Source organism: Pseudomonas sp. NFACC45 (assembly GCF_900113505.1).
Taxonomy (GTDB): Bacteria; Pseudomonadota; Gammaproteobacteria; order Pseudomonadales; family Pseudomonadaceae; genus Aquipseudomonas; species Aquipseudomonas tehranensis.
Genome location: NZ_FOPO01000014.1, coordinates 93214 through 104357 on the forward strand (window position 1 = coordinate 93214; position 11144 = coordinate 104357).

At 63.2% G+C, this 11144-nt stretch carries 8 protein-coding genes and 2 riboswitches; of the genes, 4 read left to right on the forward strand and 4 right to left on the reverse strand.

The genetic code is table 11. The annotated features are described in order from the left end of the window. Positions 1–50 precede the first annotated feature (50 nt). Both cobN and cobW read right to left on the reverse strand, forming a co-directional pair. Positions 51–3812 (reverse strand): cobaltochelatase subunit CobN, encoded by a 3762-nt coding sequence (cobN, locus tag BM132_RS24220; RefSeq protein WP_092459268.1) that lies wholly within the window; start codon positions 3810–3812, stop codon positions 51–53. A gap of 3 nt (positions 3813–3815) precedes the next feature. Next, positions 3816–4880 (reverse strand): cobalamin biosynthesis protein CobW, encoded by a 1065-nt coding sequence (cobW, locus tag BM132_RS24225; RefSeq protein ID WP_092459270.1) that lies wholly within the window; start codon positions 4878–4880, stop codon positions 3816–3818. Between the two features lie 98 nt (positions 4881–4978). Beyond that, a riboswitch (cobalamin riboswitch) is annotated at positions 4979–5194 on the reverse strand. A 201-nt stretch (positions 5195–5395) separates the two neighbouring features. Continuing rightward, positions 5396–5619: riboswitch (cobalamin riboswitch) on the forward strand. 99 nt (positions 5620–5718) lie between these two features. Here cobW and BM132_RS24230 point away from each other — a divergent pair. From BM132_RS24230 to cobM, 4 genes are all read left to right on the forward strand, one after another. After that, the gene (locus BM132_RS24230) at positions 5719–5904 is read left to right on the forward strand and encodes a CbtB domain-containing protein (protein WP_092459272.1); all 186 of its coding nucleotides are present in this window, start codon (positions 5719–5721) and stop codon (positions 5902–5904) included. Positions 5905–5915: 11 nt separating this feature from the next. Next, positions 5916–6611 carry a CbtA family protein gene (locus BM132_RS24235; RefSeq protein ID WP_092396061.1) on the forward strand — a complete coding sequence of 232 codons (696 nt, stop codon included), beginning with the start codon at positions 5916–5918 and terminating at the stop codon, positions 6609–6611. Continuing rightward, entirely contained in the window at positions 6608–7012 is a 405-nt protein-coding gene (locus BM132_RS24240; protein WP_092459274.1) for a cobalamin biosynthesis protein, read from the forward strand. Before BM132_RS24235 ends, BM132_RS24240 begins: the two co-directional genes overlap by 4 nt. A 74-nt stretch (positions 7013–7086) precedes the next feature. Then, a complete protein-coding gene (cobM, locus tag BM132_RS24245; protein ID WP_092459276.1) occupies positions 7087–7833 on the forward strand; it encodes a precorrin-4 C(11)-methyltransferase in 747 nt (248 codons plus the stop codon). Between the two features lie 261 nt (positions 7834–8094). Here cobM and nfuA read toward each other — a convergent pair whose 3' ends face one another. Beyond that, a complete protein-coding gene (gene nfuA / locus BM132_RS24250) occupies positions 8095–8679 on the reverse strand; it encodes a Fe-S biogenesis protein NfuA (RefSeq protein WP_003182850.1) in 585 nt (194 codons plus the stop codon). Positions 8680–8773: 94 nt separating this feature from the next. Further along, complete coding sequence (locus BM132_RS24255) at positions 8774–11065, reverse strand: fatty acid cis/trans isomerase (protein WP_092459278.1); 2292 nt, start codon at positions 11063–11065, stop codon at positions 8774–8776. Between the last annotated feature and the right edge of the window lie 79 nt (positions 11066–11144).

Consider the following 11144-nt stretch of genomic DNA (forward strand, 5'->3'; position numbering starts at 1 on the left):
CGAGCGGGAGCAAGCTCCCTCGCCACAAGGGCGCGTCTGTTGTCCTCATTTCAGCCATCCTCCTCGATGTCCAACAACAAGTTCTCCAGCGCCTCTCGATACTCCCCGGGCTCCTGCCACATCCCTCGCTGCTGCGCTTCGAGCATGCGCTCGGTCATGTCGCGCAGGGCATCCGGGTTGTGCTGGCGGACGAAATCCCGAGTGTCCGGGTCCAGCAGATAAGCCTCGGCCAGCAAGGCGTACTGATGATCGTCGATCAACTGCGTGGTGGCGTCGAAGGCGAACAGGTTGTCCACCGTCGCCGCCAGTTCAAACGCACCTTTATAGCCGTGGCGCTTGACCCCTTCGATCCACTTCGGATTGGCCGCCCGGGAACGAATCACGCGGTTGAGCTCTTCTTTCAACGTGCGGATCTTGGGCAAGTCCGGCTGGCTGTGATCGCCGTGGTAACTGGCCGCCGTTTCGCCCCCAAGGGTCTCCACCGCCGCCAGCATGCCGCCCTGGAACTGGTAGTAATCGTTGGAATCGAGCAGGTCGTGTTCGCGATTGTCCTGGTTCTGCAACACCGCCTGCACCTGGCTCAAGCGCCGGGAAAACTGCTCCCGGGCGGCAGTGCCTTCATCGCCGGCGCCGTAGGCGTAGCCGCCCCAATTCAGGTAGACCTGCGCCAGGTCTTCGCGACTCTGCCACAAACGACCGTCGACAGCGCCCTGCACACCCGCGCCGTAGGCGCCGGGTTTGGCGCCGAAGATCCTCCAGCCGGCCTGACGGGCCGCGACCTCGGGCTCAAGGCCCGATTCCAACAAGGCCTGGCGCTCGCTGCGCACCTTCGTCGCCAAAGGATTCATGTCGTCCGGTTCGTCGAGGGCGGCGACGGCCTGCACCGCCGCATCGAACAGGCGGATCAGATTGGCAAAGGCGTCCCGGAAGAACCCGGAGACCCGCAGCGTGACATCGACCCGAGGCCGGTCCAGCAGAGTCAACGGCAGTATCTCGAAATCATCGACTCGCTGGCTGCCCGTGGCCCACACCGGACGCACGCCCATCAACGCCATGGCCTGGGCAATGTCGTCGCCGCCGGTGCGCATGGTGGCGGTGCCCCACACCGACAGACCGAGCTGGCGCAGGTGATCACCGTGATCCTGCAAGTGCCGTTCGAGGATCAGGTTCGCCGACTGAAAACCGATACGCCACGCAGTGGTGGTGGGCAGGTTGCGCACGTCCACCGAGAAGAAGTTGCGCCCGGTGGGCAGCACATCCAGGCGTCCGCGACTGGGGGCACCGCTGGGGCCGGCCGGCACGAAGCGCCCGCTCAAGGCATCGAGCAAACCGCGCATTTCCGCCGGACCGCAGGCGTCCAGACGCGGCGCCACGACGCCGCGCAGGTTTTCAATAATGCTGTTCACCGTCTCCCAACCCGGTGCCTGAAGTTGCTCGACCACCCCTTCCAGCGCCTGCTCGATCAATTGCCCGGCGAACAATTCCAAACGTTCACGAGTATCGCCAGCAGTACGCCAAGGTTCGTCGCTGATCCCACGCAAGGCGTCAGGACAAGCGCCGGTCCAGGGTTCGGCCAGCGCACAATCCAGCGGATCGAAACCCAACGCGAAGGCCTTGGCCAGCGCCCGCAGCAAACTCGACTGCGCGCCCTTGCCATCGCCCCGAGGAATGCGCAGCAATGCCAGCAAGGTGTCGATACGCAACCGTGCGGTAGGTGACTCGCCGAAAATGTGCAGGCCGTCGCGGATCTGCGACTCCTTCAGATCGCACAAGTAGGTGTCCAGGCGCGGCAGCCAGATTGCCACGTCAGCGTCGCCGTCCAGTTGCAACTCGCGGTCGATGTGGGTTTCGCGCACCAGATTCAGAATGTCTCGCTGCAATTCCCGGGCGCGGCGGGGGTCGAGCAGTTGCGCTTCGTAGTATTCGTCAGCCAACAGCTCAAGGTTACGCAGCGGCCCATAGGTTTCGGCCCGGGTCAGCGGCGGCATCAAGTGATCGATGATCACAGCCTGGGTGCGACGCTTGGCCTGGGCGCCCTCGCCCGGGTCATTGACGATGAACGGATAGATGTTCGGCAACGGTCCCAGCAGCGCATCCGGCCAGCAGTTTTCCGACAGCCCGACGCCCTTGCCCGGCAGCCATTCGAGGTTGCCATGCTTGCCGACATGAATCAGCGCGTGGACGCCGTAGGTGTGCCGCAGCCAGAAATAAAACGCCAGGTAGCCATGGGGCGGCACCAGGTCCGGGTCGTGGTAAACGGCACTCGGATCGACTTGGTAACCCCGGGCCGGCTGGATGCCGACAAACGTCAGGCTCAGGCGCACACCCGCGATCATCAGCCGGCCATCGCGGAACATCGGATCCTGTTCGGGCGAGCCCCAGCGCTCCAGCACTGCTTGGCGATTGGCCTCGGGCAGCGCGTCGAACATGGCCTGGTAGGCATCGAGGGCCAGGCTCTGGTGACATGGACGCAGGTCGAGGCTGTCCAGATCATTGCTGACCCCACCGAGCAACTGCTGGATCAGCGCAGTGCCGCTTGCCGGCAGTTCGGCCGGCAGAGGGTAGCCCTCGGCCTGCATGGCCCGCAGGATATTCACCGCCGCCGCTGGGGTGTCCAGGCCGACACCGTTACCGATGCGCCCATCCCGGGTCGGGTAGTTGGCGAGAATCAGCGCCACGCGCTTCTGCGAATTGGGCAGGCACGCCAGGGTGGTCCAGCGCCGCGCCAACTCAGCGACAAAATCCATGCGCTCGGGCACGGCCCGGTAGCAGACCACATCGCTCTGGCTACGCTCGCTGCGCCAGGCCAGGTCCTTGAAACTGATGGGGCGACTGATGATCCGCCCGTCCAGTTCCGGCAGGGCAATGTGCATCGCCAGATCCCGCGGGCCCAGGCCTTGCTCACTGGTGCGCCAGCCGGGCTCGTTGTCCTGGGCGCAGATCGCCTGGATCACCGGGATATTGCGGCGAAACGGTCGCACGTGCGGCGCTTCGGGGCTCGATTGGGCGAAGCCGGTGGTGTTGAGGATCACCCCCGCCGCCGCCTCATCCAGCCAGTCTTCAACCAAGGCCAGGCAACCGGGCTCCTTGAGGCTCGCCACGGCAATGGGCAAGGGATTGAGCCCCGCCGCTTGCAGGCGCTGGCAAAACACGTCGATGAACGCCGTGTTCGCCGCTTGCAGGTGAGAGCGATAAAACAGGACCGCCGCCACCGGCTGCCCAGCCCGCCAGTCGCTTTGCCAATCGCTCAGGGTGGCGTTGGTTGTTTGCGGATGGTAGATCGCCGTACGCGGCAGGGCTTGGGGTTCGCTCCAAGGATAGTCGCGAGCGAACCATTGGCTGGCCAGGTTACGGAACAGATCCAGGGCATTGCCCAAACCACCCTGGCGCAGGAACTGCCAGAGCCGGTCCCGATCCTCATTGGGCACGTTGCTCAAGTCGCTGAGTTCCGGGTCCGGTCGATCGTCCCCCGGCACCAGGATCAGCTTCACCCCACGCCCGGTCAGCTCCATCAGGCGTTCAATGCCGTAGCGCCAATAGCCGATGCCGCCATGCAGGGAGAGCAGGATGACCTTGGCGTGACGCAACACGTCGTCGAAATACAGATCCACCGAGGCGTGGTTCTGCACCTGCATCGGGTTGGCGAGGCGAAACTGCGGATAGTCGTCGGGCAACTGCCGCGCCGCTTCGGCCAGCAACGCCAGGCTGGAGTCGCCGCTGCACAGGATCACCAGCTCGGCGGGGGTTTGTCCGAGATCGGCAATGTTGTCGTCCGACACGAATCCGCCGGGCTGGGTCCTGAGCAGGTGCATGGCTTAGACGCTGAGGGCGGCGCGCAATTGCGCTTCGAGCAGCTCGGCATCCAGCGCCTGGCCGATCAGCACCAGGCGGGTCACCCGAGCTTCATCGGCGCCCCACTGGCGGTCGAAATGTTTGTCGAAGCGCGTGCCCACACCCTGGATCAGCAAACGCATCGGCTTGCCGGGAATTGCCGCGAACCCCTTGACCCGCAGCACGCCGTGCTGGACCACCAGTTGAGTCAGTGCGTCCAGCAGCAGGCTTTCGTCGGCCTGGGGCAGTTCGATGGAAATGGAGTCGAACGCGTCATGATCATGGTCATCATCGTCGCCGTCATGGTGATGATCGTGATGGCTGTGGCGGCTGTCGATGTGCTCCTCGGAGCCAGCGCCCAGGCCGATCAGCACTTCCAGGGGCAGGCGACCGCTACTGGCTTCGATGACCTTGACCGCCGGCGGCAGCTCCTCGGCCACTTCCAGGCGCACCTTGGCCAGGTCTTCAGGGCTGATCAGGTCGGCTTTGTTGAGGATCACCAGGTCGGCGCTCGCCAGTTGATCGGCGAACAACTCGTGTAGCGGTGATTCATGGTCCAGATTCGGGTCAAGTTTGCGCTGGGCATCGACCTGGTCCGGGAACGCGGCGAACGTGCCGGCGGCCACGGCTGGGCTGTCGACCACGGTGATCACCGCATCGACGGTGCAGGCGCTGCGGATCTCCGGCCACTGGAAAGCCTGGACCAGCGGTTTGGGCAGGGCCAGGCCGGAAGTTTCGATGAGGATGTGATCGAGGTCACCGCGCCGCGCCACCAACTCGCGCATCACCGGGAAAAACTCTTCCTGCACGGTGCAGCACAGGCAACCGTTGGCCAATTCATAGACGCGACCGCTGGCTTCTTCTTCGGTGCAGCCGATCGAGCACTGCTTGAGGATCTCGCCGTCGATGCCCAGCTCGCCGAACTCATTGACGATCACGGCGATGCGGCGGCCCTGGGCGTTGTCGAGCATGTGCCGCAGCAAGGTGGTTTTACCCGAGCCGAGGAAACCGGTGACGATGGTGACAGGGAGTTTGGCCAGTGTTTTCATCGGATGCCCTTTGGCAAGGTGGCGGGCAAACGGGACGACAACCCGCACGCATAGGCGCACGCGGAAGATTTCGCCACCGGATCACCCCGCCCGGTTGTAGTGAGAATCTGTGTCGAGGCAGGTCTCCTGGCTGACGGCGGGCCAGTCATTCGACTGGCAGTGGCTGCGCCTTCCCGTGCACCCTTGGTAAAAGAGCATGCGCAGTGGCTTTGCAACAACATCACCGTTCACAGTTGCGGGGGCAGCCGCGGCTTGGACCGCGTTCCCTTCTTAGCTTCGGCCAATGCCGAAGAACCTCGAAGGCGCAAGGCTACGCAGGGTGTGGGGGCGGGTCAATGTCCGCAGGTGAGTTCTGTGGTGTCTTGCGGGCCCTATCGCGAGCAGGCTCGCTCCCACAGTAAATTTCGCCGTTCACAAAATTCATGTTCAACAAAGCTCAACTGTGGGAGCGAGCCTGCTCGCGATGGGCGCAACGGGGTATCAGCCAATTGACGCCCCGCCCCCGCCCATGCTCTCCTGTGCGCCTAGTTACGGGTGCCCTTCACAGGGTGAAACGGGAAACCGGTGAATCGTGTGCTTTACTTCAAGGCCACGTCAGTCCGGTGCTGCCCCCGCAACGGTAAGCGAGAGAAGCGTCAGATCCACTGTGCCTCACGGCATGGGAAGGTGACGCTTGTCGGCCAGGCACAAGCCCTGCCCCTCGCGAGCCCGGAGACCGGCCCATGACTCATGCATCAACAAACCCGCGGTGGGCGGGCGCTGTTCGAACCTTGGCGGGCCTGCGCCCGGGGTTTCATTGCGCTCGCTTCACCCAATGACAAGACCATAGGGAAGCGCCATGTCGACCATCAGCACCGCCCGTACCGCCAGCAGCTCCACAACCCTGAGCCAGCGCCTGAGCGCGGCGATCTTCGCCTCGATCCTCGGCGCGGGCCTGGTCTATTTCGCCGGCTTCTCCCACATCGAAGCGGTGCACAACGCGGCCCACGACACCCGCCACAGCGCCGCATTCCCGTGCCATTGAGACCTGACGACATGATCAAGCGTATCGCCCAAACTGCCGGTTTCAGCGGGTTGCTGGCCGCCCTGCTGCTGACCCTCCTCCAGAGTTTCTGGGTATCGCCGCTGATTCTGCAGGCCGAAACCTACGAAAGCGCACCGGCTACCGAGCTCCATGAGCACGCCCCCGGGGTTGCTCATGCCCATGACGGCGAAGCGTGGGAACCGGAAGACGGTTGGCAGCGAGTGCTCTCCACTACCGGTGGCAATCTGGTGGTCGCGGTGGGTTTCGCCCTGATGTTGGCCGGCTTGTACACCTTGCGTGCGCCGACTCGCACGTCCCAAGGCTTGCTCTGGGGGCTGGCCGGCTACGCCACCTTCGTTCTGGCACCGACCCTTGGCCTGCCACCGGAGTTGCCCGGTACGGCGGCGGCCGATCTAGCCCAGCGACAGATGTGGTGGATCGGCACGGCGGCCTCCACGGCGGTGGGCATCGCCCTGATGGTCTTCGGCAGGCATTGGTTGCTCAAACTGTTGGGCGTGGCCACCTTGCTGGTGCCCCATGTCATCGGCGCACCGCAGCCTGAGGTCCACTCGATGCTGGCGCCCGAAGCACTTGAAAGCCAATTCAAGCTCGCCTCGCAAGTGACCAACGTCGCGTTCTGGCTGGCCTTGGGCCTGGTTAGCGCGTGGTTGTTCCGTCGCGGCGACCAGGCTCACCACGACGCATGAGTGCTGGGCCGATCCTGGTGGTCGGCCTGGGCTGTCAGCGCGGCTGCCCGGCCAGCACATTGCGGGCATTGCTTGATCAGACCTTACTGGCGCATGGCATTGAGCTCTCCCGGGTTCGCGCCTTGGCCAGTATTGACCTCAAGCGTGACGAGCCGGGTCTGCTGGAACTGGCCGAGCAACTGAAGTTGCCGCTGACCTGCTTCAATGCCGGGCAACTGTCCAGCTACCAGCAGCGGCTCAGTCACCGCTCCGAAATCGCGTTTGAGCACACCGGTTGCTATGGCGTCGCCGAAAGCGCCGCCCTGGCGCTGGCCGACCGGTTGGGCGCGATGCCTGCGACGCTGCTGATTCCTCGCCAAAAGACCCCAAGCGCCACGCTGGCATTGGCGGTCACGTCGTAAACCCCGATAATTCGCGCCCTGGATCATGAGCGATCTTCATTCAAAGGGTCGCCCACTCACCTTAGGAACCGGTCATGACCGTTTATTTCATTGGCGCCGGCCCTGGCGACCCGGAACTGATCACTGTCAAAGGCCAGCGACTGATCCGCAGCTGCGCGGTGATCATTTACGCCGGCTCCCTGGTGCCCACAGCCGTGCTGGAAGGCCACAGCGCCGAACAGGTGATCAACAGCGCCGAGCTGCACCTGGAGCAGATTATCGAGTTGATCAAGGCCGCTCATTTCAAGGGCCAGGACGTGGCCAGGGTGCACTCCGGCGACCCGAGCCTGTACGGCGCCATTGGCGAGCAGATTCGCTGCCTGCGGGAACTGGACATCCCATTCGAGATCATCCCAGGCGTGACCGCGACCTCAGCCTGCGCCGCCCTGCTGGGCACCGAACTGACCTTGCCGGACGTGTCCCAAAGCCTGATCCTCACCCGTTACGCGGACAAAACTGCGATGCCCGCCGGCGAAGAACTGGGCAGCCTGGCGCAGCACGGGGCGAGCATGGCGATTCACTTGGGCGTCAATCATCTGGAAAAAATCGTCAGCGAACTGCTGCCCCACTACGGCGCGGATTGCCCGATCGCGGTAATTCACCGGGCGACATGGCCGGATCAGGATTGGGTGGTGGGTACGCTGGCTGATATTGCCGAAAAGGTCCAGGCCAAGGGCTTTCGGCGCACGGCGCTGATCCTGGTGGGGCGTGTGCTGGGCAATGATGTGTTCAGTGACTCGTCGCTGTACCGCGCCGGGCATGCGCATCTCTACAGGCCCTGAAAAATACAACTTTGAGAGCGAGCTTGCTCGCGATAGCAGTGGGTCAGATAGCTGCTGATGTTGAATGTGACGCAGCCTTCGCGAGCAAGCCCGCTCCCACAGGGATTTGCGGCGATTAAAAACATCGAACATCACCGCGGACCCAATGTGGGAGCGGGCTTGCTCGCGAAAGCGGTGGGTCAGCTTGCGGGGATGTCGGATCCGCGCCCATAAAAAACGGCGCTCACGGGCGCCGTTTTCTGTATTCGCAGCGAACACCTATCAGTAGTAGGCGTTTTCTTTCTGCGTGTGGTCGGTCACGTCGCGCACGCCCTTGAGCTCCGGGATACGCTCGAGCAAGGTGCGCTCGATGCCTTCCTTCAAGGTCACGTCGGCCTGGCCGCAGCCCTGGCAACCGCCGCCGAACTGGAGCACGGCGATGCCGTCTTCCACCACGTCAATCAGCGAAACCTGGCCGCCGTGACTGGCCAGCCCCGGATTGATTTCAGTTTGCAGGTAATAATTGATGCGTTCGTTGACCGGGCTGTCGGCGTTGACCATCGGCACCTTGGCGTTCGGCGCCTTGATGGTCAGCTGGCCGCCCATGCGGTCGGTGGCGTAGTCGACCACCGCATCGTCCAGGAACGCTTCGCTGAACGAGTCGATGTACGCGGTGAAGCTCTTGAGCCCCAGCGCGGTGTCTTCAGGTTTCTCTTCCCCCGGCTTGCAGTAGGCAATGCAAGTTTCAGCGTACTGGGTGCCGGGCTGGGTGATGAAGATGCGGATCCCGATACCTGGGGTGTTCTGCTTGGACAGCAGGTCAGCCAGGTAATCGTGGGCGGCATCGGTAATGGTAATGGCGGTCATGGAAACTCCTCGCAGGCTTGTCGGCAGTTTACGCCAATCATCGCCCCGGACAAAGTCCTAGTATTTTTGTCGGGAAAGCGCCCGGATATCCTGGTCAGAGGTTCTGGTAACGGTTCATATCCAGCACGCCGGTCTCCAGTGGCTCCGTCTCCTGGATATACCGGCTCAGGTCGTGGAAGTACTGCCAGAACTGCGGATGACTGCGCCTGATCCCCCAACGCTCGACAATCCGCTCGAACGCCTGCCCGTCCCGGGCGCTTTCCATGGCGTCGACAAAGGCCGGAACCTGCTCGGCGGGGATGTTGAACATGAAGTTCGGATAGCTGCTGAGCACGCCCGGATAGACTGTCAAGGTGTCCAGCCCCGGCTGGTATCGCAGCGCCTCGCCCAGCAAAAATGCCACGTTACTGTGAGCGCGGTTGCGCAGCAGGCTGTAGACCTCACGGCGACCGCTGACGGTTTCGACGCGCAGCATGGTCGCTTCCGGCAACTGATGGATGACGCTCAGACCCGCCGCCGGTCGCGAAACCAGGCGACTGAGGGCCTGTTCGGCGTTCTGCAGAGCCAGGTCGATGTTCGGGCGCGAGCAATAGGCGCCGTCGCAACGGTTGATCGGATCGGGCCAAGCGTTCAAGTCGCCGTAACGGAGCAGCAATTGCCGGGCGAAGTCACGCTTGGGATCACGCTCGTCGAGTATGAGTGCCGTCGGTTTGTCGTCGTCGATGGCCTCGTAATCAAGCCACATCTTGAATTTTCCGCCCGACTGATACCAATCGTTGAGGTAGTCCTCGCGGGAATCGGCTGGCATCAGGCGCAGGAAGTTCTGCTCCGCACCGTTGCGAATCAGGTCGAAATACAGTCGCGTCTGGGCCTGGTGGGACACGTTGCCGAACACGTCGAAGTTCACCGCCAACTGATAATACGTGCGTTCCAGCAATGGAAAGTCGAACAGCCACATCGTCTGCGGCACTTCGCCAATCAGGCCCTTGGTGACCGAAGCACTGTCGAAATGCCGAAAAATGCTCAGCAAGGCATTGTCGTTGCCGGCCCACAGCGTCGACCAACTGGGCGCAGGCAGGTCGGCGTAGTTGTCGCGACGCAAGGCTTCGTACTCGTTGCGCTTGTCCCGGTAGTCCAGCCACAGGCTCAGGACGCTGCCCACGTCGTCATTCTGCCCAGGCATCGCCAACAATGGCGTGGCCTGGCCGCGGTAGTTCGGGTCGGTGATGTACAGGTCATGTTCGGGGGCCTGGAACAACGCCCAGAAGTTGTCGCGAATCACGTCCGTGGCGATCTGGCCCCGGCAAACCGGGCCGCGGATAAACGTGCGTACGAAATACTCGGCGTTATCGAGCATGAACTGATAGCGGGCCTGGGCCGGGATCGCTTCGAAGGTGGAGAACGGATTGGCCCGGCGCTCCGGCCCGTACCCCGGCAACGCAGTGACCTGCCATCTGCCGCTGTAGAACAGGCTTTTGATCCGCGCCATTTTCGCCGCGCTCAAGCCGTAGGTGATATGGGTTTTATGCACGATCACCCCTTGTACCGGCCAGAGTCGGTAATACACGTGGGTACCGGGGTCATCGTTCGGGCGGCGGGTGTTGATCAAGTCGATAGGCTGGCCGGTAGGCGTACGCGAACGTACCCACTGGAAGAAATGCCCCGGCTCGCCATCCTTGAAATAAATGTGCGCCAGAAACCAGTGTTCGAACAGCCACCGGCCCACCAGGCTTTCCCGGGCGCCGGGGGCGTTGAGTAGGTTTTCCCACTGCACCACCTGCAAGGCTTCGGCGGCGCTCGGCGCCAGCGCCTGCTGATCGATGGGTGCGCCCGCGGCCAGCCAGCGCTGCAAGGTCTGATATTGCTGGTCGGTCAGGCCAGTGACCGCCAGGGGCATGCCTTCCTTGGGATGCGCGGCGGCGTACTCGTCGAATTGCCCCGGCATCGGGCAACTGTTGTCACGGTTCAGGCCCAGCACGATTTCCTCCGGCAGCTTGGCGTTAGGCTGCAGCGGCGTGCGATGCCCCAGCTCAAGCATGCGCGCCATCAGCGCGGCCTGACTGCCCTGGGCATCGAGCACGGAATAGAAACCCATGCGCTGCCACGCCTGCGGGCCAGAGGCGTCATAGAACAAGCGGGTCGGGTCAGCGGCCTTGCGCCGCTCGCCGTCGTACACCGACAGTTTGCTCGCACCGCGGGCTGCGCCTTCGCCACTGCCCAGATTCAACTGACAGGCGGAGTCGTAGCAGGCGTGGCAGGCCACGCATTTTTCCGTGAAGATCGGCTGAATGTCGCGAGTATAGGAGATCGCGGGAGCAGGTCCCCCGGCGGCTGCGCTAAAAGACAACGACAGCAACAGACTGCCGAATAAGACGCGGTACGGCATGTCTCGGGTCCCTAAGAGATAGTCCGGCGATTCTACCGGCGCGGCAACGCCTTGCAAACATGAGCGATATTCATGCAAA

Coding starts and splice junctions, on each gene's coding strand:
- cobM (WP_092459276.1), top strand. CDS start 7,087: ATGACCGTTTATTTCATTGGCGCCGGCCCTGGCGACCCGGAACTGATC.
- cobN (WP_092459268.1), bottom strand. CDS start 3,812: ATGCACCTGCTCAGGACCCAGCCCGGCGGATTCGTGTCGGACGACAAC.
- BM132_RS24255 (WP_092459278.1), bottom strand. CDS start 11,065: ATGCCGTACCGCGTCTTATTCGGCAGTCTGTTGCTGTCGTTGTCTTTT.
- BM132_RS24240 (WP_092459274.1), top strand. CDS start 6,608: ATGAGTGCTGGGCCGATCCTGGTGGTCGGCCTGGGCTGTCAGCGCGGC.
- nfuA (WP_003182850.1), bottom strand. CDS start 8,679: ATGACCGCCATTACCATTACCGATGCCGCCCACGATTACCTGGCTGAC.
- BM132_RS24235 (WP_092396061.1), top strand. CDS start 5,916: ATGATCAAGCGTATCGCCCAAACTGCCGGTTTCAGCGGGTTGCTGGCC.
- BM132_RS24230 (WP_092459272.1), top strand. CDS start 5,719: ATGTCGACCATCAGCACCGCCCGTACCGCCAGCAGCTCCACAACCCTG.
- cobW (WP_092459270.1), bottom strand. CDS start 4,880: ATGAAAACACTGGCCAAACTCCCTGTCACCATCGTCACCGGTTTCCTC.